Raw genomic sequence first — 21,493 nt, 5'->3', positions numbered from 1 at the left:
GCGTTGGTCACATACACCGTGTATGTCACTATCGTTCTACACCATGTCGACCGTCAAGAGCAGGCGCGAGCAGTACTCCGACGCCACCCGCGCCGCCTTGATCGAGGCCGCGACCAGGCGGTTCGCCGAATTCGGGTTCGCCAAAACCGCACTTGAGGACGTGGCCGCGGACATCAACGCGACCCGCGGCGCGGTCTACCACCACTTCAGCAACAAGCAGGCCCTGTTCCGCGCGGTGCACGACACCCTGGAATCGGCCGCCGTCGACAACGTGACGCGGCTCGCGGCCACGGCGAGCGACCCGTGGGAGGGCGCGCTCTGGGCGCTCGACGCGTTCCTCGACCAGTGCCTCGACCCGACCTACAGCCGGATCGTCTGGCGGGAGGCGCCCACCGCGCTGGGCTGGCCGGAGTGGCACCTGGCCGAGGGGACCTACGCCTACGGGATCATCGAGAAGCTGATCACCGCGCTGATCGCGACCAAGGAGATCGATCCGGTGCCGCTGGACACGGCCACCCGGATCATGTTCTCCATGCTCGGTTCCGCGGGAACGACGCTGGCCGAGGCCGCCCCGGCGGACCAGCGGCGGCTGCGCGACGAGTACAGCTACCTGATCAGCCGGATGATCAAGGGCTGGCGGACCCCGTCAGGTCAGGCGGCGGACCACGGCGTCGGCGAGCAGACGCCCGCGTGAGGTGAGGACACAGCGGCCCGCCGACAGCGACGGGGCGTCGAGCAGTCCGTCGCGCGCGGCCAGTTCGGCTTGGGCGCGGCCCGACTCGTCGAGCGCGTCCAGCGGAAGGCCCTCGGCAAGCCTCAGTTCGAGCAGGACACGCTCCACCCGCTGGTCGTCGGCCGAGAGCCGCTCCCGGCCCGCCGCGGGCGACGAGCCGTCGGCCAGCAGTTCGGCGTAGCGGGCGGGGTGCTTGACGTTCCACCAGCGCACGCCGCCGACGTGGCTGTGCGCGCCGGGGCCCGCGCCCCACCAGTCGCCGCCGAGCCAGTAGCCCAGGTTGTGGCGGCAGCGGGCGGCGTCCGACGAGGCCCAGTTCGACACCTCGTACCAGGTCAGCCCAGCCGCCGACAGTGTGTCGTCCACTTGCTCGTAGCGGTCGGCGAGCACGTCGTCGTCCGGCGCGGGCAGATCACCGCGGCGGATGCGGCGGGCCAGCGCCGTGCCTTCCTCGATGATCAGCGCGTAGGCCGAGACGTGGTCGACCCCGGCGGCGAGGACCGCGTCCAGCGAGGCGGCCAAGTCCTCGGGCCGCTCCCCCGGCGTGCCGTAGATGAGGTCGAGGTTGACGTGCTCGATGCCCGCGGCCCGCGCCTCCCGCGCCGCGTCGACCGCGCGGCCGGGCGTGTGGGTCCGGTCGAGGACAGCCAGCACGTGTCGTGCGGCGGACTGCATGCCAAGGGAGATCCGCGTGTACCCGGCGTCGCTGATGCCCGCGAAGAACTCCGGCGATGTCGACTCGGGGTTGGACTCGGTGGTCACCTCGGCGCCCTCGGCCAGCCCGAAGGTCGACCGGACCGCCGCCAGCACCTCGCCCAGCCCGTCGGCGCCCAGCAGCGACGGGGTGCCGCCGCCGACGAAGACCGTGTCGGCCGCGGGCGGGGTGCCCAGCACCCGGGCGGCCAGGTCGAGTTCGCGCTTGAGCCCCTCCAGCCAGGACGACGGCGACGCCGACGTGCCCAGCTCGCCCGGCGTGTAGGTGTTGAAGTCGCAGTAGCCGCAGCGGGTGGCGCAGAACGGCACGTGGACGTAGACGCCGAAGGGGCGCGCGCCCAGTCCCGCGAGCGCGGTCGCGGGCAACACGCCGTCGGTGGGCGCGGGTTCGCCATCAGGCAGGACGGAGGGCACGCCACCATCCTCGCAGGCGCGGTGAGAACGACATATTCCCGCCGGCGCAAGTGCGTGACGTCCATCCCAGCATGCGGATGGCTGTGGACCACACCGTGGACGCGTGAGAGCCTTGACCCATGTCAGCGACCGAAGTCTTCCTCGTGGCCCGCCGCCACGTCGACTTCCGTCGCGTCTCCAGCGCGATGTGCCGTCAGGACATCTGACCCGTCGCCGCTATCTCATGATTCAGCAGGCGCTCGGGCACGTCGGCTGAGTTCCCTGTCCTAACCAAGGGTCCTGGTCGGCGCGCGCGGCGCCCCAACCCCGGAGGACAGCCGGTGTCTCCCACCACACCTCAGAAGACCGCCCCGGCCCGCACTCCGGTCCGCCGGGGTGAGGGCCAGTGGGCGCTCGGCTACCGAGAACCGCTGAATCCCAACGAGCGGTCCAAGAAGGACGACAACCCGCTGCACGTGCGGGAGCGCATCGAGAACATCTACGCCAAGGGCGGCTTCGACAGCATCGACCCGGGCGACCTGCGGGGACGTTTCCGCTGGTACGGGCTCTACACCCAGCGCAAGCCAGGGATCGACGGCGGCCGGACCGCGACCCTGGAGCCAGAAGAGCTCGACGACGAGTACTTCATGCTCCGCATCCGCATCGACGGCGGCGCGGTGACCACCCAGCAGTTGCAGGTCATCGGCGAGGTGTCGCAGACCTACGCGCGCGACACCGCCGACATCACCGACCGGCAGAACATCCAGTACCACTGGATCCGGGTCGAGGACATGCCCACCATCTGGGCCAAGCTCGAAGGCGCGGGCCTGACCACGATGGAGGCCTGCGGCGACAGCCCGCGCGTCGTCCTCGGTTCGCCGGTGGCGGGCATCGCCGAGGACGAGGTGATCGACGGCACCCCGGCCATCGAGGAGATCAAGCGCCGCTTCATCGGCGACAAGGCGTTCTCGAACCTGCCGCGCAAGTTCAAGTCCGCGGTCTCCGGCCTGCCGGACGTGGCCCACGAGATCCACGATGTCGCGTTCGTCGGCGTCAACCACCCCGAGCACGGCCCCGGCTTCGACGTCTGGGTCGGCGGCGGCCTGTCGACCAACCCGATGATCGCCCAGCGTCTCGGCGCCTGGGTGCCGCTGGAGGAGGTCGCCGACGTCTACGGCGCGGTGATCAGCGTCTTCCGCGACTACGGCTACCGCCGCCTGCGCCACCGCGCGCGCATCAAGTTCCTGGTCAAGGACTGGGGTGCGGCCAAGTTCCGCGAGGTCATGGAGGAGAAGTACCTGGGGCGCAAGCTGATCGACGGCCCGGCGCCCGAGGTCCCGGCGGTCCCGCGTGACCACATCGGCGTGCACAGGCAGAAGGACGGCAAGTTCTACGTCGGCGCCGCTCCCATCGCGGGCCGGGTGTCCGGCTCGGTGCTGGTCGAGGTGGCCAAGGCGGTGGAGCGCGCGGGGTCGAACCGGGTGACCTTCACCCCGCAGCAGAAGCTCGTGGTGCTCGACGTGCCCGAGTCCGAGGTCTCCGCCCTGCAACTCGAACTGTCGAAGCTGGGCCTGCAGACCGAGCCGTCGGTGTGGCGGCGCGGCGTGATGGCGTGCACCGGCATCGAGTTCTGCAAGCTGGCGATCGTCGAGACCAAGGCGCGCGCGCTGGATCTGGTCACCAAGCTCGAAGCCAACCTGGTCGACATCACCGACGGGATCACCGCGCCGATCTCGGTGCACATCAACGGCTGCTCGAACTCCTGCGCGCGCATCCAGACCGCCGACATCGGGGTCAAGGGCCAGATCGTCACCGACGCCGACGGCAACCAGGTCGAGGGCTTCCAGGTGCACCTCGGCGGCGGCCTCGGCCTCGACGCGGGCTTCGGCCGCAAGCTGCGTGGCCACAAGGTCACCGCCGTCGAGCTGCCCGAGTACGTCGAGCGGGTCGTGCGCAACTTCGTGGCCAAGCGTCAGTCTGACGAGCGGTTCGCCCAGTGGGTCACCCGCGCGGACGAGGCGGACCTGCGATGAGCGAGAGGGCGACGCCGTTCCACTGCCCCTACTGCGGCGACGAGGACCTGCGCCCGCAGGAGGAGCCGCACGCGGCGTGGCTGTGCACGAGTTGTAGGCGCGTTTTCACGGTCAAGTTCGTGGGTCTCAATCTGCCAACGGGGGTGGCTAAGTGACGGAGCTGAAGAAGCTCGCCGAGTGGGCCGAGAAGGAACTGGCCGACGTCGACGCCGGGGAGGCGCTGGCGTGGGTGCGCGACACGTTCGGCGACCGCTGGATCGTGGCGTCCAACATGCAGGACGCGGTGCTGATCGACCTGGCGTACCAGGCGAAGCGCGAGATCGACGTGCTCTTCCTGGAGACCGGCTATCACTTCCCGGAGACCATCGGCACCCGCGACGCGGTGGCGGCGGTGTACCCCGAGGTGCGCATCGTCAACGCCGAGGCCGAGCAGTCGGTGGCCGACCAGGAGGCCGAGTTCGGCCTGCTGAACCAGACCGACCCGACCCAGTGCTGCTTCCTGCGCAAGGTGGTACCGCTGCAGAACACGCTCAAGGGCTATGACGCGTGGGTGACCGGCGTGCGCCGGGTCGACGCGCCGACGCGGGCCAACACGCCGATCGTGCAGTGGGACGACCGCAACGGACTGGTGAAGATCAACCCGATCGCCGCGTGGTCGGACGACCGCTTCAACGGCTACATCGCCGACCACGGGATCTTGGAGAACCCGCTCGTCAGCATCGGCTATCTCTCCATCGGCTGCGCGCCGTGCACCGCCCTGCCCAAGCCGGGCGAGGACGCGCGCAGCGGCCGGTGGGCGGGCCAGTCGAAGACCGAGTGCGGATTGCACGGGTAGAGGACATGACACAGACACTTTCCAAGCACCAGGACGCGCTCGACCGGCTGGAGTCCGAGGCGATCCACATCTTCCGCGAGGTCGCGGGCGAGTTCGACCGGCCGGTGATCCTGTTCTCCGGCGGCAAGGACTCCACGGTCCTGCTGCACCTGGCGGTCAAGGCGTTCTGGCCCGCGCCGGTCCCGTTCCCGCTGCTGCACGTCGACACCGGGCACAACCTCGACGAGGTCATCGAGTTCCGCGACCGCACCGTCGAGCGCTACGGCCTGCGCCTTGTCGTGGCCAGCGTGCAGGACTTCATCGACGACGGTCGGCTGGAGGAGCGTCCGGACGGGACGCGCAACCCGCTGCAAACCGTGCCGCTGCTGGATTCCATCACGAGCAACAAGTTCGACGCGGTCTTCGGCGGCGGCCGCCGCGACGAGGAGCGCGCGCGGGCCAAGGAGCGCATCTTCAGCCTGCGCAACGCCTTCGGTCAGTGGGAGCCGCGCAGGCAGCGTCCCGAACTGTGGAACCTGTACAACGGCAGGCACCGCGCGGGAGAGCATGTGCGGGTGTTCCCGCTGTCCAACTGGACTGAACTCGACGTCTGGCGCTACATCGAGCGCGAGAACATCGACCTGCCCTCGATCTACTTCGCCCACCAGCGGGAGGTCTTCCAACGCGACGGCATGTGGCTGACGGCCGGTCCGTGGTTCGGCCCGAACGCCGACGAGCCGGTGCAGGAACTGACGGTCCGCTACCGGACTGTTGGTGACGGCTCGTGCACCGGGGCGATCCTGTCCGACGCTTCCGACATCGAGGCGGTCATCGCCGAGGTGTCGGCCAGCAGGCTCACCGAGCGCGGCGCCACCCGGGCCGACGACCGGCTTTCCGAAGCAGCCATGGAAGACCGCAAGCGAGAGGGCTACTTCTGATGAGCGATCTTCTTCGGCTCGCCACCGCTGGAAGCGTCGATGACGGGAAGTCGACGCTGGTCGGCCGCCTGCTCTACGACACCAAGTCCGTCCTCGCCGACACGCTCGACGCCGTGCACCGCGCGTCCGTCGACAAAGGACTGTCCACTCCGGACCTCTCGCTACTGGTCGACGGCCTGCGCAGCGAGCGGGAGCAGGGCATCACCATCGACGTGGCCTACCGCTACTTCGCCACGCCCAAGCGGTCCTTCGTGCTCGCCGACACCCCCGGCCACGTGCAGTACACCCGCAACACCGTGACCGGCGCGTCCACCGCGCAGCTCGCGGTGCTGCTGGTCGACGCGCGCAAGGGCGTGCTGGAGCAGACCCGCCGCCACGCCGCCGTGCTCGCCCTGCTGGGCGTGCCGCGGCTGGTGCTCGCGGTCAACAAGATCGACCTGGTGGACTACGACGAGAGCGTCTTCGAGGTCATCGCCAAGGAGTTCACCGACCACGCCACCGCTCTGGGCTACCCGATCGGCTCGGTGCTGTCGATCCCGGTCTCGGCCCTGGTCGGCGACAACGTGGTCGACCGCTCCGCGCACACCCCCTGGTACGTCGGCCCGACGCTGCTGGAGCACCTGGAGACAGTGCCGGTCGAGCCCGACCCGCACGACGCCGCGTTCCGCTTCCCGGTCCAGTACGTCATCCGCACCAACACCGACGAGCACCGCGACTACCGCGGTTACGCGGGCCAGATCGCGGCGGGCACGGTAGCCAAGGGCGACGAGATCGTGGTGCTGCCCGCGGGCCTGCGCACGACCGTCGCGCGGATCGACACCCCGGACGGCGAGCTCGACGAGGCGGAGGCGGGCCGGTCGGTCACCCTCGTGCTGACCGACGAGATCGACATCTCCCGCGGCGACCTCATCGCCGCGGCCACCGAGTCCCCCGCGGTGACCGACGAGTTCGCCGCGACACTGGCGTGGCTGTCGGAGAAGCCACTCAAGCCGGGCGCGCGCGTGCTGGTCAAGCACGGCGCCCGGACCGTCCAGGCGTTCGTCGGCGAGCTGTCGGCTCGCTTCGACGAGCAGAAGCTGACCACTGTGGACAGCCCGGACGACCTGAAGCTCAACGAGATCGGGCAGGTCGGCCTCCGCACCGCGGAGCCGCTCCCGGTCGACGACTACGCCGTCAACCGGCGCACCGGGGCGTTCCTGGTGATCGACCCGGCGGACGGCTCCACGTTGGCAGCGGGCCTGGTCGGGGCGGGCCTGCGGGCATTGGAGACCGGCGAGAGCTGTACCGGCGGCGGAGAGGCCGCCGTCTCGCCCGGTCCGTAATCCCCTCCCCCACCGAAAGGGCCCACCCGTGAAGACCCGCTTGTCCCGACCGCGCTTGGTCCTGCAAGCCGGAGCAGTCGCGATCTCGCTCCTCGCCGTCGGCTGCTCCCGCGCCGAGACCCCCGCCGACTCCGCTCCGGCGGGCCAGAGCACCGACAAGGGCCCCGCGGCCGAGCTGCGGCTGGGCTACTTCCCCAACGTCACGCACGCCTCGGCGCTGATCGGCTTGGAGAAGGGCCTCTACGCCAAGGAACTGGGCAGCACCAAGCTCGTCCCGACCAAGTTCAACGACGGCCCCACCGAGGTCAGCGCGTTCCTCGGCGGCTCGCTCGACGCGGGCTTCATCGGCTCCGGGCCTGCGATCAACGCCTTCGCCAAGTCCAACGGCGAAGCCGTGCGCCTGGTCGCGGGCGGCACGTCCGGCGGCGCCCAGCTCGTGGTGGCCGCGGACATCAACACGCCGGAGGACCTGGCGGGCAAGGTCGTCGTCACCCCGGCGCTGGGCAACACCCAGGACGTCTCGCTGAAGAAGTGGCTGGTCGAGAAGGGCCTCAAGGACAAGGTCCAGGTCACCAACCGGGAGAACGGGCAGACGCTCGACGCGTTCAAGAAGGGCGAGGTGCAGGCGGCGTGGCTGCCCGAGCCGTGGGCCTCGCGCCTAGTGCTCGACGCGGGCGCCAAGGTCCTGCTCGACGAGAAGGAACTGTGGCGCGACGGCAAGTTCCCGACCACCGTGCTGCTGGTCCGCACGCAGTTCCTCAAGGACCACCCGAAGACGGTCGAGGCACTGCTGCGCGGCCTGCTCGCCTCGAACGACTACGCCAAGGCCAATGCGGCCGACGCCAAGGCCGCGGTGAACAAGCAGCTGGAGGCGCTGACCGGCAAGGGCCTGGGCGCCAAGGTGATCGACCGCGCGTTCGCCGCGATCACGCTGGACCCGGACCCGCTGGCGAGCACCTTCCCGCAGCTGTCCAAGGACGCCGTCACCGCGGGCATCGCGCAGAAGGAGACCGACCTGTCCGGCTTCGTCGACCTGACCGCGCTCAACGCGGTGCTCAAGGCCGCGGGCAAGCCGGAGGCCAACGCAGCAGGCCTGGACAAGAAGTAGCAGCGCTAACCAAAGACAACGGCACGCTGAGACATTCGAGACTGGAAGGCAGGCGAACCATGACCGCGACGCTCGAGACCCCCGCGCCCACCGCCACCGACGATGTGGTGCGGCTGACCAGTGTCCGCAAGTCCTTCGGTCACGGCGCGCGCGCCGTGACCGCGCTCGACGGGATCGACCTGACCGTCGCCCCCGGCGAGTTCGTCTGCCTCCTCGGTGCGTCCGGCTGCGGCAAGACCACCGTGCTCAACCTGGTGGCGGGCCTGGACAAGCCGACCTCCGGCGACATCCAGCTCTCCACCACCCGGCCCGCGGTGATGTTCCAGGAGGCCGCGCTCATGCCGTGGCTGACCGCCGCGCGCAACGTCGAGCTGCCGCTGCGGCTGGCCGGGGTCGGCCGGGCCGACCGCCGAGCCAAGACCGCTGACCTGCTCGAACTGGTCCGCCTCGGCGGCGTCGGCGACAAGCGCCCGCACGAGCTGTCCGGCGGCATGCGCCAGCGCGTCGCCCTGGCGCGCGCGCTGGCCTCGGCCATCGCGGGCGACGGCGGCGAGGCATCGTCGCTGCTGCTCATGGACGAACCGTTCTCCGCGCTCGACGCGATCACCCGCGACGTGCTGCAGGGCGAGCTGCTGCGGGTGTGGGAGGCCACCGGTGCCGCGGTCGTCTTCGTCACCCACGACGTGCGCGAGGCCGTGCGCCTGGGCCAGCGCGTCGTGCTGCTGTCGTCCAAGCCGGGCCGCGTCGTGCAGGAGTGGAACGTCGACGGTCTCTCCGCGGCCGCAGAGGCCGAGGCCGTCACCAAGATCAACGCCAAGCTCCGCGAGGTGATCAGCAGCCATGCCGCAGCATGACGTGACCACTCGGGACGATGAGGCGGCCGTCGAGGCGGGCCTCGACGCGCTCGACACGCCGCCGAGTGCCACCCGCAGCGCTGGTCGGCGCAACCTGCTGCGCACCACGCTCGCCCCGATCGTCGCGCTGATCGCGATCGTGGCGGTCTGGCAGGTCCTGTGGTCGCGGGCGATCTGGCCGGAGTACCAGCTGCCCGCACCGCTCGCGGTGTGGGAGCAGATCCAGAAGGTGATCGAGAACGGCGACGTGTGGGAGTTCCTCTGGGTCTCCGTCCACCGCGCCGTGATCGGGTTCATGATCGCGGTGGCCGTGGCCACGCCGCTGGGCCTGCTGCTGGCCAAGGTGCCGCTGGTCCGGGCCGCGTTCGGCCCGCTGATCTCGGGTCTGCAGAGCCTGCCGTCGGTGGCGTGGGTGCCCGCCGCGGTCCTGTGGTTCGGCCTGACCGACGCCGCGATCTACACCGTCGTGCTGCTCGGCGCGGTGCCGTCGATCGCCAACGGCCTGGTCGCCGGGATCGACCAGATCCCGCCGATCCTGCCCCGAGTCGGCAAGGTGCTCGGCGCGGGCCGCATCGACACCGCCCGCTTCATCCTGCTTCCCGCCGCGCTGCCGGGATACCTGGCAGGCCTCAAGCAGGGCTGGGCGTTCTCCTGGCGGTCGCTCATGGCCGCCGAGCTGATCGCCACCTCGCCGCAGCTCGGATTCGGCCTCGGCCAGTACCTGCACAACGGCATGTCCCTGTCGGACATGTCGATGGTGATGGCGGGCATCCTGCTGATCTTCTTCGTCGGCGTCGGCATCGAACTGCTCGTGTTCCGCCCCCTGGAACGCGCCGTGTTGCGGGCCCGCGGGCTCACCGGGGCACTGTGAGGACGGCTCAGTGACGCCGCTTGTCGCTGTCGCCCACGGCAGCCGCGACCCGCGCTCGGCCGCCACGGTGGCCGAGCTGCTCGACGTGGTCCGTGCCCGACGCCCCGACCTGGACGTGCGCGGCGCGTTCCTCGACCTGTCGGTACCGCTGCTGACCGACGTACTGGCGACGTTGCACGCCGAGGGCCACCGCGACGTCGTGGTCGCTCCCCTGCTGCTGGGCCGGGCGTTCCACGCGCGCGTGGACCTTCCCGCCCTGATCGCCGAGACCGAGGCGCGGCTGCCGCTGCTCTCGGTGACCGTGACCGACGTGCTCGGCCCGGACGCGCGGTTGGAAGCCGCAGCCCTGCGCAGGCTCACCGAGATCGACGTGGTCCCCGGGGACCCGGACCTCGGCGTGGTCCTCGCGGCCACCGGCTCGTCACACGCGCCCGCCAACGCCCGCGTGCACGAGGTGGCCGAACGGTGGTCCCGGGTCATGGGTTGGTCCGGGGTCCGCGCGGCCTTCGCGTCGGCCACCGACCCGGACGTGTCCAGCGCGATCGCCGCCCTGCGCGCCAGAGGCGCGAAACGGGTCGCCGTCGCGTCCTGGTTCCTGGCGCCGGGACTGCTACCCGATCGGGTGATCGCCCAGGCAGGTCCGACGGTCCGGGTGGCCGCCCCACTGGGCGCTGCCGTCGAGGTGGCGGACCTGGTATTGGACCGCTATGACTCGGTCGAACGGGCCCAAGTCCGCAGCGCCTGAGCGAAGTGTCGGCCATGCTGTGCCCATGCGTCTGCACATAAGCATCGACGACACACTGGTCGAAGAACTTGATCAGCGAGTCGGCGCGCGAGGGCGCAGCGGGTTCATCGAGCGCGCTATTCGACCAGGACGCCTCTGGACCGCTACGACGAATCCGTGGTCGTGCGTGTTCGCAGCGCGTGACTTTGTCCTGCCATTGGCGTAACGGCCCAGTCCAAACGGACGAGTTCCAGGCATACCCTCCACCCTGGAGACCGCCGTGGACCACTACACCGACCTGGTCGACCCGACCAGACTGCGCGAAGTCCTCACGCCGAACCAGCCGTTCGGCCCCGGCTACACCGAGGCCATCGATCACTTCGGGCACGAACTCGCCCAGCAGCTGTTCGACCGGTCCAATGTCATCTACGCCCAGGCCGACGCGCATCCGACCTACATCATCGGCCGCAAGGGCTCCGGAAAGACCGCGTTCCTCGTCTGCTCGCTGTTCGGCGACGCGCCAGGCCACGAGATCCTCAAGACCGAGAACGTCTACCTCGAGATGCTCCGGGTCCTGCACGCCCACGACCGCAGACACGGCAGGCCGTTCGTCGACCAGGTGTCCGACATCTGGACCGCGGCGTTCGACCAGGTCGCGATCTTCCACACGTGGCGGACGGCGTCGCCGACGGACGCGCACCGCGAACTGCAGACCATCACCGACTTCCTGCACCGTGACGGCACCAGACCGACCGACTCGACGCACGCGGTCGAACACTTCCTGCGCGACCTGACCCGGCGGATCAACGACGACACCGCGTTCGGACTCGACGAGGTCATCGCGGGTGTCAGCGCGGGCGGGGTCACCTTCGAGCAGGCCCGCACGGCGATGCGGGCCCTGCTGGCCCAGCGCGCCCAGCCGGTGATCATCGTGATGGACAACCTGGAGGACCTGCAACTGCGGCTGCACGAACTGACCGAGGTGCTGGCGGGCCTGTTCCGGTGCGCGGGCCGGGTGGTCGCCCGGCACGCGTCGAGTCAGCCCTACGGGCTGCAGATCTGTCTGCCGTCCGAGCTCTACGACAAGATCCACGATCTGGCCGCGGCTCCGGAGAAGGACCTGCAAGGCAACCATCTCAAGATCTTCTGGACCGCGCCGGAGCTGCTGCACCTGGCGGGGTCCAGGCTGGATCTGTTCCTGCGGCTCAACCACCCGGAGGAGTGGAAGGAACTGCGCGCGAAAGCGGGCGACGTCGACGGGCCGGACCGCAACATCGCGCTGCTGCGGGCGGCGCTGCCCAAGCGCATCTACGGCCACCTGCAGATCGAGGAAGACCCGCTGGCCTATCTGCTGCGGCACACCCAACTGCTGCCCCGGCACCTGATCGAGATCCTCAACCGGGTGTTCCGCCGGACCGACGACGGTTCGCGGCCGTGGGCGGTGACGCCCCACGCGATCAGCACCGGCACCAGGAGCGCCGAGCGGATGCTGGTCAGCGGCATCCTGAGCGCCTACAAGGCCTCCTATCCCGAGGCGGCGGACGCGCTGCGCAGGCTGGCGGGCAAGCTCGACCTCTGTTTCCCGGTCCGGACCCTGCACAAGATCTACAACCAGCAGGGGATCCGCAACCTCACCCGACTGGACTTCGACGAGTTCGTGTCGATGCTGTTCGCGCTCGGGGTGCTCGGCGTCCGGTTCGACCAGACCGGCCGCTACAACAAGACCTACTTCCAGTACACCTTCGATCACGGGCTCAACTGCGAGGAAGACCGCGACTACCTGTGCATCCACCCGCTCTTCACCCGGCACCTGCTGGAGCAGTCGATGTCGCGGCTGCGCCGTGAGAAGGCGCACGCGACCTACCCCTACGGGTGCGAGCTGAGGGGCGAGGACTACCGCCGGGCGTTCGGCTACATCACGAATTGACCATCGGAGACGGCCATGACCGCGTCCACAGGAGAGGCCAAGGATCTGCCCAAAGTGGAGGGTGAGTACCTCCTGGAGGCCACCGACGGCAATCGGATCGGAATCGCGCTGTCCGGTGGCGGGATCCGGTCGGCCGCCTTCAATCTCGGCGCGTTGCAGGCTTTGCAGGCCCACCACGTGCTCGAGAACTCCAGCTACCTCGCCGCGGTCTCCGGTGGGAACTACATCGCCAGCGCCCTGACGATCTCGGCGAAGTACTCGGTGCCCGTCGCGGAGGGCGACAAGCCGCTGTGGGCCAGTGGGTCTCCCGAGGAGCGGTATCTGCGGCAGAACACCGACTACCTCGCCTCCGGCGCCTCCGGCAAGCTGTGGATGGCCGCGAGCATCGTGTTCGGGTTCTTGCTCAACTATCTGCCGTTCATGCTCTGCATCCTGATCGCGGGCCGGGTCACGGGATGGCTGCTGTACGCCGCTGGAGTCGATCTCTCGGATCTGCGCCTCAACGGCTTGCAGTGGCCCGATTCCCCGGCCGTCCAGTGGCCGCTCGGGGCGGCGTTGGGCTGCGTCGCGGCCGCCCTGCTCTGTGTCGCGCTGCGGCGGTTCAGGGACAAACCCCGCGAGTTCGCCAAAAGGCGGGCGGAGCAGAGGACCGCGGGCTTCCTTGTCGCCACCGGGGTCATCGTGGTGATCATGGCACTGCCCGCGCTGGCCGAACTGTATCGCGCGGCCGCGCTTCTGGTGCTGACAAAGGTCTTCGGCAGCGACCCCGGGATCTTCGATGAGTTCTTCGGCCGTGCGGTGGCGATCGCCTTCTGGCTCACGGTGTCCCTGGTGATGGCGTCGGCCGCGCTGGTTCTCGGGCGCCGGTTCCGTGCGCTGCGCTTGATGCTCACCCTGTCCTACGTCGCCAGCGCGGGCCTGCTGCTCGTGCCGCTGCTCTCCGCGCTGGAGCACGCCAGCAGGCACGGAGTCGACTCACCATGGGATGTCATCTGGGTGGCCGTGTTCGCGCTGGTCGTGTCGGTGATGGCGGTCGCGGTCCACAATCGCCTCTACTCGATGCACAACCACTACCGGGAACGGCTCTGCATCCCGTTCGCCGTGCAGCGGCAGGTCGAGGGCGAACCGGGGCGACGGAAGCTCGTGGTCCGCCCCATCGACTACAAGACGAGTGTGTACTTCTCCGCGACACCGCCCAACAAGGACAGACATCTTCCCGAGCTGGTCGTGTGCTGCGCGGTCAACCTCACCGGCAGGGAGACTCCCACCGGCCGTTACGCGGCGTCGTTCACCTTCGAGCGGGAGCGGAGCGGCGGACCCGCGCTTGGCGAGCGCCCCTCGACCAAGGACATCGAGAACCACGGCGGAGTCGCGGGCAGCAACCTGACCCTGCCCTCACTCATGGCGATGTCCGGCGCGGCGCTGTCGCCGCTGATGGGTCGGCACACCTACCCACCGGTGCGGTTCCTGATGGCACTGACCAACATCCGGCTCGGTGTCTGGATCAAGAACTTCAACCACGCCCGGTGGAGCGACCCGCCCAAGCCGCCGACGACCGCCGTCGGCAAGGCGTTCACCTGGATAAGGGACGGGTGGCACGAGCCGGGCGCGCTCTACGTGCTGCGGGAGGCCATGGGCATCACCAAGTCCAACCACCGTTACATCTACCTGACCGACGGTGGCCACTGGGAGAACCTGGGACTCGTCGAGCTGCTGCGCAGGCGGTGCACCCACGTGCTGTGCTTCGACGCCAGCTGCGACATCAAGGGCGCGGGGCTGGACATCGGCCGCGCCATCGCCCTGGCCCGCAGCGACCTCGACGCCGAGGTGCGGCTCGATCCGACCGCGGTGCTGCCCGACTGTGACGGGGTCAGCACGTCCATGGTCGCCGCGGGCAACGTCACCTATCCCGACCGCAGGACCGCGAAACTGGTGTACGCGAAGGCGGTCATGACCAAGGGCGCCAGCTGGGACCTGCACGCGTTCAAGGCGCGTGACACCCGCTTCCCCAACCACGCCACCACCCAGCAGACCTTCACCGACGAGCAGTTCGAGGCCTACCGCGCTCTCGGGCACGCGGCGGGATGCGCGGCGGCCAACACCCTGAACCTGACGCTGCCGGGCACGGCCAGCGGCAACGGCAGCCGGGGGGACAACGGGGCCTCGGCGTGGAAGTGCGCCACCTGCGCCCGCGCGTAGTCGGCAGGCCTCATCCATGTGCCGGTAAACGGGCGTAACACGTATCCACCCACCTGGCCTTACGCCGACCGTCTCACGCCACTCATCGTGGACCGGTCAGGTGATCCACCACGCCGATGGACGGAAATCGATCACCTGCTTGCCGCAACGAGCGAGAGGTGAATCCGGTTCGTCGTTTCGGACAGTTGTCGACCGGAAGTTTGTCAATACCGTGAGAATTTGACCTGAAAGATACTCGCAAGTAAGTATCACGGTGCCGCGGCCGACCACTGTTTCAACTCGTCCACCAGCACATTCGAGGTGACCCGAGATGACATCGACCCTGCGTCGAGCCCTGTCCATCGCCGCCCTAGTTGCCGTGCCGATCGTGGCGTTCGCGCCGCTGGCGGCGGCCGTGCCGACCACCGTCAACTTCGCCTGCCAAGGCAGCACACCCGCCGGGCCGCAGAACTTCACGCTGCAGCAGAACGCCGAGGTGACCGCCCCGGCGACGGTCGCCCCCGGCGGCGCGCTGACCATCGTGATCGACCCGGCGCCGAACACGATTCCCGGCAGTGTCAACGGCTACACCGTCCGGCGGGTGCACACCATGGCACTGAAGGTGCCGATCCCGGCGAACTCGACCTACGTCTCGGCCACGCTGTCCGGCGGCTCGAACGTGGGCACGACCAACATCAGCGTCGCCAACGGGATCGCCACGGTCACCGCGACCGGGCCGATCAGCGGCGGCGCCACGTTCGAGCTGCCTACCGTCACCGCGAACCTGACGGCGGGCCCGTCCGGGACCATCCAGACCAAGCTGTACGGCACCGGCTACACCAACCCCGGCCTGACCTTCACCGCCGTGGTCCGGTCGTTCCTTGGCGACATCAACGTGCCCACGAAGTGCTACCCCAACCCCAACCCGGTGATCACGACCACCACGATCGCCTGACGAAGCGGGCCGGGTCGACCACGACCCGGCCCGTTTAGGGTGACCCCATGGCTGACGAGTTGGTGCACTACGACGTGTCCCGCGGCATCGCCCGGATCACGCTGGACTCCCCACACAACCGCAACGCGCTGTCCCGGCAGCTGCGCGGCGAGCTGCGCGACCACCTGACCGCCGCGATCGCCGACGACGCCGTGCGGGTGGTCGTGCTCGACCACACCGGCCCGGTGTTCTGCGCGGGCATGGACCTCAAGGAAGCGGGGGGCGCGGCCTCCGGCGACCAGGGCGTCAACGAGTTCCCGGCGATCCTGGAGCAGATCTGGACCAGCCCGAAGCCCGTGGTGGCCAAGCTGGCGGGCCCGGCCCGCGCGGGCGGGGTCGGCATCGTGGCGGCCTGCGACATCGCGGTCTCGGTCGACAGCGCGACGTTCGCGTTCACCGAGGTCCGCATCGGCGTGGTGCCCGCGGTCATCTCCGTGACCGTGCTCCCCCGCCTGCTCCCCCGCGCCGCACACGAGCTGTTCCTCACCGGCGAATCCTTCGACGCCCACCGCGCGGTGCAGATCGGGCTCATCAACTCCGCGGTCCCGGCCGACGGGCTCGACGCCGAGGTCGACCGCTACACCGGCATGCTCGCGCTGGGCGGCCCGGTCGCGCTGTCGGCGACCAAGGAGATGTTGCGGCGGACACCCGCCGCCGACCTGACCACGGACTTCGCCGAGATGCTGACTCTGTCGGCGGGCTTCTTCGCCAGCGCCGAGGGCCAAGAGGGCATCACCGCCTTCGCCCAGAAGCGCAAGCCAAGCTGGGTCCCCGCCGACTAGAACGCACAGCGCCCCAGTGCCTCGGCACTGGGGCGCTGGCGTGCGGTGTCAGAACCGCGAGCGGGCGGCGACAACGCTGATCCAGAGCATCGCGGTGATGACCCCCACGGCCAGGACCAGCGAACCGGCCACGCCGCCGGACATGGCCCAGACGTTGCCGACCAGCGCGGCCGTGCCCGCCACCCGTGAGGCGATGGCGTCGCGGCGCTCGCCTCGACGGCTGAAGTGGCGGCCGAGGACGTAGCAGGCGGCGATCAACGCGATGAAGGTGATCGACCCCGCGGCGAGGTGGACGGCGGCCTGCGCGCTCAGCGTGGTGGGCGGGCCGAACGGGGTGCCCACGGGGAAACCGTCGCCCGGATCCATGACGAAGGCTCCGGCTGCGATCATGCCGAGGCCGTAGACGGTGGCCAGTCGGGGAACCCAACGACTGGTCGGCAGCGCCCGACGGAATCCGACCGCGCCGACGACGGCCAACACGCCCGCGACCACGAAGTTGGCGATCTGCAGCCAACCGAGCGAGCCGTTGCTCAGCACGCTGAGCGGGTGGCGGGTGAGGTCGAATCCCTCGCGGGTGGCCGCCTGGGCCAGCGAGACCGCCGCCCACAGCGGTCCGGCGACGGCGCCGCAGGTGAGCAAGGAGCGGGTGGTGGCGGGAGCCAGGGTGGTGGTCATGTCCGGGCCTCTCTTCGTGATTCCGATGGGGACACCACCACGTCGATCCAGCGATGTGACAGGGAACGGCTACCATTCCCTGTCACATCGCCGGTTCGACGTTGACATGTCAGCCACAGCGATCACGAACCAAGGAGCACGACATGCGTTTCCTGATGACGTCCAGGGCCACCGACACCACTCCCGAGCCCGACGAGACCCTGTTCGTCGAGATGGGCAAGTTCATCGAGGAGCTGAGCGCCGCGGGCATCCTGCTGGCCACCGGCGGCCTGGAGGCCGGTGGCCTGCGGATGACGTCGACCGGCGGCGAGATCACGCTGACCGACGGTCCGTTCACCGAGGCCAAGGAGGCCATCGCGGGCTTCGCGCTGATCGAGGTCCGCTCCAGAGAAGAGGCCGTCGAGATCGGCCGCCGGTTCCTCAAGATCACCGGCGACGGCTCCAGCACCATCCAGGAGGTCTTCGGCCCATGACCACCGGCGGGCACCGCCCTGGACGCCAGGGCGGTGCGGTCATCGGCGGCACGATCGACGCGGTCTGGAAGCTGGAGTCCGCGAAGATCATCGCGGGCCTGACCCGGATCGTCCGAGACGTCGGCCTCGCCGAGGAACTGGCGCAGGACGCCCTGGTCGCCGCCCTTGAGCAGTGGCCCACGTCCGGCGTCCCGGACAACCCCGGCGCCTGGCTGATGGCCATCGCCAAGCGCCGCGCGGTCGACCACATCCGGCGCGCGCAGCGCCTCGAACGCAGGCAGGAACAGCTCGCCCACGAGGCCGACCAGCCGCGGGAACCCGAGCGCGACGACGTCCTGCGGCTGATGTTCATCACCTGCCACCCGGTGCTGCCCACCTCCGCGCGGGTCGCGCTGACCCTGCGGCTGGTCGGCGGGCTCACCGCCGCGGAGATCGCGCGCGCGTTCCTGGTCTCCGATCAGGTGATCGCGCAACGCGTCAGCGGGGCCAAGCGGACACTGGCCGAGGAACGGGTGCCGTTCGAGCTTCCCGACGGCGCCGAACTGTCCGAGCGCCTGTCCTCGGTGCTCGACGTCATCTACTTGATCTTCAACGAGGGGTACTCGGCGACGTCCGGGTCCGACCTGATCCGGCTGGACCTGTGTCTGGAGGCGCTGCGCCTGGGCAGGCTGCTCGGCGAGCTGGCACCGCGCGAGGCCGAGGTGCACGGGCTGGTGGCGCTGATGGAGATCCAGGCGTCCCGCTCGGCGACCCGCACCGGTCCGGCAGGCGAGCCCGTCCAGCTGCACGAGCAGGACCGGGGGCGCTGGGACCAGCTGCTCATCCGCCGCGGGTTCACCGCCATGCTGCGGGCCCGCGACCTCGGCGGTCCGCCTGGTCCGTATGTGCTGCAGGCCGCGATCGCCGTCTGCCACGCGCAGGCGCGCAGCGCGCAGGACACCGACTGGCCCCAGATCGCCGCGCTCTACGAGGCGTTGGCCAGGCTGTTGCCCACGCCGGTCGTCCAGCTCAACCGCGCGGTCGCGATCAGCAAGGCCCAGGGGCCCCAAGCGGGCCTAGACCTGGTCGACACCCTGCTCGGCGACCCGACGCTGCGCGACTACCACCTGCTGCCTGGTGTCCGCGGCGACCTGCTTGTCCACTTGGGACGGTTCAGGGAGGCGCGGCTGGAGTTCGATCGGGCCGCCGCGCTCGCCCGCAACGCCGCCGAACGGGACTTCCTGCGCCGACGTGCCGCCGAGCTTCCCGCCGACCACCCCACCGCCGTCACGCTCGGCACCGCCGCCCACGACTTCCTTGCCCGCGACGACCTGGACCCGCACACGATCCGCTCCTACGGGCAGACCCTTCGCCGCCTGCGGCTGGCCATCGGCGACCGGCTGCCGCTCACCTCGCTCACCGCCGACGCGGTCGCGCGCGCGTTCGAGACAGCATGGGGTGACGCGGCCGCCGCGACGTGGAACCGGCACCGAGCGACGGTCCGGTCGTTCGGCGCCTGGGTGTCCATGGACATCGCCTCAGGACTCGACCGGCGCGTCGAGACCCGGCCGAGGACGCCGCCGATCGACGCGGCGCACCTCGACGCGCTGTGGGCGCGGCCCGACCTGCGCCTGCGGGACCGGACGCTGTGGCGGCTCCTGCACGAGTCGGGCGCCGGAGTGCGGACGGTGCTGTCGATCGACGTCGAACACCTCGACCTGGACGACCGCCGGGCCCGCGTCGCGGGGACCTGGGTGACGTGGCGCGCGGGCACCGCCCGCCTGCTCCCCGACCTCGTCGCGGGCCGGACCAGCGGCCCACTGTTCCTGGCCGACCGCCGCCCGGCACCGGCCCGCCCGGTGGCACCGGGCGACCTGTGCCCGGAGACGGGCCGGGGACGGCTGTCCTACGAACGGGCGGAGTACCTGTTCAAGCAGGCCACCGGCCACACCCTGCGTCAGCTCAAGCCTGGTCCCGGGCGATGACCAGCTCGATGGTGCGGTCGCTGCCCGCCGCGCCCTCCACGGCGTCGTCGAGCACCTCGCGGATCGCGCGGTAGCCGGGCGGGTCGGCCTTGGCCAGCACCTGCGAGTGCGTCCAGATCAGCACGTGGTGGTCGGCGGGCAGCCACGACAGGTCGGTCAGGCAGTCGTAGAGCGCGTCGAGGTTGTGGCCGAACCAGTCGGGGAACTTCAGCGTGTCCGCCAGCGCGGTGAACATCGCGCGCTTGCTGCGGATCTTCGTGCCGTCCAGCACGTGTTCGATCATCGGGTCGCGTCCACGACGACGAACGACCCGTAGTGGTCGGCGGTGTAGTACAGCTCTTTCTCTGACCCGGAGATCAGGCGGCGGGCGCCGCGATCCGGGCTTCCTGGCGTTGGCACGGTGTACTCCCGGTAGTAGCCCGAGGACTTCGCGGGCAGCAGCTTCTCGCGGTTCTGGAACGTCGTGCCGTCGTTGCGGGGATACGGGAACGGACCGCCGCGCTGGATGAGCCGCCAGGTGGCGGCGGCCTCGGCGGGCAGCTCGGACAGCGGGCGCACGGACAGGCCGGACGCCGCTCCCGGCACCGCGGTGCCCGACACCGGTGCGGGCCCGGGCGCGGCGGTGCCGGAACCCAACTCCCGGACCAGCCAGCCCACGAGGACCAGCACGACCAGGCCGACGAGCGCGGCGGTGATGCGTTTTCTCGAACCCACCCCACCAGCCTACGAATCCGTCTTGGCGCGCGACCCCAGCGGGTGCTCGGCGCGGGTCCGGCCGAAGCGGGCGCGGGCGAAGTGGATGCCCCAGTCGATCGCCCGGTCGATGAACCAGGCCGCCACCACACACAACGGCAGCAGCACGGCCATCACCAGGGTGAACTGCAGGGCGAACGGAAGCTGGATGACCCACAGCTCGACGTCATCCCACCAGTCAGGCACAACAAGGAGAGTAGACCTTGACCACTTCCGGGCGCGTGCCACGGTCGCGGTCGATATGTTTCGGCCATGTTCGCCGTCTACGCGTCCGCGCCCAGTCCCGAAGATCCACTGGCCTCGCTCACCGTCGGGGAGCGCCCGGAACCCGAGGTGCCCGACGGCTGGGTGGCGGTGAAGGTCATGGCCGCCAGCCTCAACATGCACGACCTGTGGACGCTGCGGGGTGTGGGCATCAAGGCCGAGTCGTTCCCGATGATCCTGGGCTGCGACGGCGCGGGCACACTGGCCGACGGCACCGAGGTGGTGCTGCACTCGGTCATCGGCGATCCGGCCTGGGTCGGCGACGAGACGCTCGACCCGAAGCGGACCCTGCTCACCGAGAAGCACCAGGGCACCTTCGCCGAGACCGTCGTCGTGCCCGCCCGCAACGCGCTGCCCAAGCCGGCGGGCCTGAGTTTCGCCGAGGCCGCGTGCATGGGCACGGCGTGGCTGACCGCCTACCGGATGCTGTTCGTGAAGTCCGAGCTGCGCCCCGGTCAGACCATGCTCGTCCAGGGCGCCTCCGGTGGCGTGTCGACGGCGCTGATCGAGCTGGGCAAGGCCGCTGGCATGCGGGTGTGGGTCACCGGCCGCACCGAGGAGAAGCGCGCGCTGGCCGCCGAGCTAGGCGCGCACGCGACCTTCGAGTCGGGCGCGCGGCTGCCGGAGAAGGTCGACGCGGTGTTCGAGACCGTCGGCAAGGCCACCTGGTCGCACTCGATGAAGGCGCTCAAGCCCGGCGGGATCATCGTGGTGTCGGGCTCCACCAGCGGCCCGGACCCCAGCGCCGACCTGCAGCGGCTGTTCTTCCTGCAGCTGCGCGTGGTCGGCTCGACCATGGGCACCCGCGAGGAACTGGGCGACCTGATGCGCTTCTGCGACCTGGCCGGGATCAAGCCGAAGATCGGCACCCAGCTGTCATTGTCGCAGGCCAAGGAGGGTTTCGAGCAGATGCTCAACGGCGAGACGGCCGGGAAGATCGTCTTCGCGCGCTGAACCGCCGCCGGTTTGTTACCGGTGC

The 21,493-nt window shown here is 70.0% G+C and carries 23 protein-coding genes; 18 read left to right on the top strand and 5 right to left on the bottom strand.

All coding sequences use genetic code 11. The annotated features are described in order from the left end of the window. Positions 1 to 43: 43 nt before the first annotated feature. Positions 44 to 694, top strand: coding sequence for a TetR/AcrR family transcriptional regulator (locus BN1701_RS02645; RefSeq protein ID WP_054055564.1), 651 nt, complete (start codon positions 44 to 46; stop codon positions 692 to 694). Here the strand turns inward: BN1701_RS02645 and hemW are convergent. Further along, positions 647 to 1,861: a radical SAM family heme chaperone HemW gene (hemW, locus tag BN1701_RS02640; protein WP_054045127.1), complete on the bottom strand. Its 1,215-nt coding sequence runs from the start codon at positions 1,859 to 1,861 to the stop codon at positions 647 to 649. The genes BN1701_RS02645 and hemW overlap by 48 nt on opposite strands. A 119-nt stretch (positions 1,862 to 1,980) precedes the next feature. On the opposite strand from hemW, the gene BN1701_RS38060 reads away from it, so the two are divergent. The 14 genes from BN1701_RS38060 (at position 1,981) to BN1701_RS02575 (ending at position 16,385) form a co-directional block, all read left to right on the top strand. Next, on the top strand, positions 1,981 to 2,067 hold the full coding sequence (locus BN1701_RS38060) for a putative leader peptide (RefSeq protein WP_369800664.1): 87 nt from the start codon (positions 1,981 to 1,983) through the stop codon (positions 2,065 to 2,067). Positions 2,068 to 2,181: 114 nt separating this feature from the next. Beyond that, complete coding sequence (locus tag BN1701_RS02635; protein WP_054045125.1) at positions 2,182 to 3,873, top strand: nitrite/sulfite reductase; 1,692 nt, start codon at positions 2,182 to 2,184, stop codon at positions 3,871 to 3,873. Next, positions 3,870 to 4,028 carry a hypothetical protein gene (locus tag BN1701_RS37070; RefSeq protein WP_054045124.1) on the top strand — a complete coding sequence of 53 codons (159 nt, stop codon included), beginning with the start codon at positions 3,870 to 3,872 and terminating at the stop codon, positions 4,026 to 4,028. Before BN1701_RS02635 ends, BN1701_RS37070 begins: the two co-directional genes overlap by 4 nt. Then, positions 4,025 to 4,708, top strand: coding sequence for a phosphoadenylyl-sulfate reductase (locus BN1701_RS02625; RefSeq protein WP_054045122.1), 684 nt, complete (start codon positions 4,025 to 4,027; stop codon positions 4,706 to 4,708). Before BN1701_RS37070 ends, BN1701_RS02625 begins: the two co-directional genes overlap by 4 nt. A gap of 5 nt (positions 4,709 to 4,713) precedes the next feature. Further along, entirely contained in the window at positions 4,714 to 5,625 is a 912-nt protein-coding gene (gene cysD / locus BN1701_RS02620; protein WP_054045120.1) for a sulfate adenylyltransferase subunit CysD, read from the top strand. Then, positions 5,625 to 6,947, top strand: a complete 1,323-nt coding sequence (locus BN1701_RS02615; protein ID WP_054045119.1) for a sulfate adenylyltransferase subunit 1 — start codon at positions 5,625 to 5,627, stop codon at positions 6,945 to 6,947. The genes cysD and BN1701_RS02615 overlap by 1 nt, the downstream gene beginning before the upstream one ends. 28 nt (positions 6,948 to 6,975) lie before the next feature. Beyond that, positions 6,976 to 8,055, top strand: coding sequence for an ABC transporter substrate-binding protein (locus BN1701_RS02610; RefSeq protein WP_369800476.1), 1,080 nt, complete (start codon positions 6,976 to 6,978; stop codon positions 8,053 to 8,055). 59 nt (positions 8,056 to 8,114) lie between these two features. After that, entirely contained in the window at positions 8,115 to 8,909 is a 795-nt protein-coding gene (locus BN1701_RS02605) for an ABC transporter ATP-binding protein (RefSeq protein WP_054045116.1), read from the top strand. Then, complete coding sequence (locus BN1701_RS02600) at positions 8,896 to 9,780, top strand: ABC transporter permease (protein ID WP_054045114.1); 885 nt, start codon at positions 8,896 to 8,898, stop codon at positions 9,778 to 9,780. Before BN1701_RS02605 ends, BN1701_RS02600 begins: the two co-directional genes overlap by 14 nt. 10 nt (positions 9,781 to 9,790) lie before the next feature. Then, positions 9,791 to 10,525 (top strand): sirohydrochlorin chelatase, encoded by a 735-nt coding sequence (locus tag BN1701_RS02595; protein WP_054045112.1) that lies wholly within the window; start codon positions 9,791 to 9,793, stop codon positions 10,523 to 10,525. Between the two features lie 259 nt (positions 10,526 to 10,784). Continuing rightward, positions 10,785 to 12,431 (top strand): P-loop ATPase, Sll1717 family, encoded by a 1,647-nt coding sequence (locus tag BN1701_RS02590; RefSeq protein WP_054045110.1) that lies wholly within the window; start codon positions 10,785 to 10,787, stop codon positions 12,429 to 12,431. Between the two features lie 15 nt (positions 12,432 to 12,446). Then, positions 12,447 to 14,630 carry a hypothetical protein gene (locus BN1701_RS02585; protein WP_054045107.1) on the top strand — a complete coding sequence of 728 codons (2,184 nt, stop codon included), beginning with the start codon at positions 12,447 to 12,449 and terminating at the stop codon, positions 14,628 to 14,630. A 310-nt stretch (positions 14,631 to 14,940) separates the two neighbouring features. Continuing rightward, entirely contained in the window at positions 14,941 to 15,564 is a 624-nt protein-coding gene (locus BN1701_RS02580; RefSeq protein WP_054045105.1) for a hypothetical protein, read from the top strand. Positions 15,565 to 15,611: 47 nt separating this feature from the next. Next, the gene (locus BN1701_RS02575; RefSeq protein ID WP_054045103.1) at positions 15,612 to 16,385 is read left to right on the top strand and encodes an enoyl-CoA hydratase-related protein; all 774 of its coding nucleotides are present in this window, start codon (positions 15,612 to 15,614) and stop codon (positions 16,383 to 16,385) included. A gap of 48 nt (positions 16,386 to 16,433) precedes the next feature. Here the strand turns inward: BN1701_RS02575 and BN1701_RS02570 are convergent, their stop codons facing one another. Continuing rightward, positions 16,434 to 17,060: a DUF998 domain-containing protein gene (locus BN1701_RS02570; RefSeq protein ID WP_054045102.1), complete on the bottom strand. Its 627-nt coding sequence runs from the start codon at positions 17,058 to 17,060 to the stop codon at positions 16,434 to 16,436. A 143-nt stretch (positions 17,061 to 17,203) separates the two neighbouring features. On the opposite strand from BN1701_RS02570, the gene BN1701_RS02565 reads away from it, so the two are divergent. Further along, on the top strand, positions 17,204 to 17,533 hold the full coding sequence (locus BN1701_RS02565) for a YciI family protein (RefSeq protein ID WP_054045099.1): 330 nt from the start codon (positions 17,204 to 17,206) through the stop codon (positions 17,531 to 17,533). Next, positions 17,530 to 19,497 carry a sigma-70 family RNA polymerase sigma factor gene (locus BN1701_RS02560; RefSeq protein WP_054045097.1) on the top strand — a complete coding sequence of 656 codons (1,968 nt, stop codon included), beginning with the start codon at positions 17,530 to 17,532 and terminating at the stop codon, positions 19,495 to 19,497. Before BN1701_RS02565 ends, BN1701_RS02560 begins: the two co-directional genes overlap by 4 nt. On the opposite strand, the gene BN1701_RS02555 is transcribed toward BN1701_RS02560, so the two are convergent. Genes BN1701_RS02555 through BN1701_RS02545 form a run of 3 tightly spaced genes read right to left on the bottom strand, consistent with a single transcriptional unit; the run spans position 19,475 to position 20,436 of the window. Beyond that, positions 19,475 to 19,780, bottom strand: coding sequence for a barstar family protein (locus tag BN1701_RS02555; RefSeq protein WP_054045095.1), 306 nt, complete (start codon positions 19,778 to 19,780; stop codon positions 19,475 to 19,477). The genes BN1701_RS02560 and BN1701_RS02555 overlap by 23 nt on opposite strands. After that, a complete protein-coding gene (locus BN1701_RS02550; protein WP_054045093.1) occupies positions 19,777 to 20,211 on the bottom strand; it encodes a ribonuclease domain-containing protein in 435 nt (144 codons plus the stop codon). Before BN1701_RS02550 ends, BN1701_RS02555 begins: the two co-directional genes overlap by 4 nt. A 9-nt stretch (positions 20,212 to 20,220) precedes the next feature. Then, on the bottom strand, positions 20,221 to 20,436 hold the full coding sequence (locus BN1701_RS02545) for a hypothetical protein (protein WP_054045092.1): 216 nt from the start codon (positions 20,434 to 20,436) through the stop codon (positions 20,221 to 20,223). 66 nt (positions 20,437 to 20,502) lie between these two features. On the opposite strand from BN1701_RS02545, the gene BN1701_RS02540 reads away from it, so the two are divergent. Further along, positions 20,503 to 21,468, top strand: coding sequence for a quinone oxidoreductase (locus tag BN1701_RS02540; protein WP_054045090.1), 966 nt, complete (start codon positions 20,503 to 20,505; stop codon positions 21,466 to 21,468). The last annotated feature ends 25 nt before the right edge of the window (positions 21,469 to 21,493 follow it).

Source organism: Alloactinosynnema sp. L-07 (genome assembly GCF_900070365.1).
GTDB lineage: Bacteria > Actinomycetota > Actinomycetes > Mycobacteriales > Pseudonocardiaceae > Actinokineospora.
Note: the sequence above shows the minus strand (reverse complement) of the source record. Positions and strands in the feature narration are given on the sequence as shown.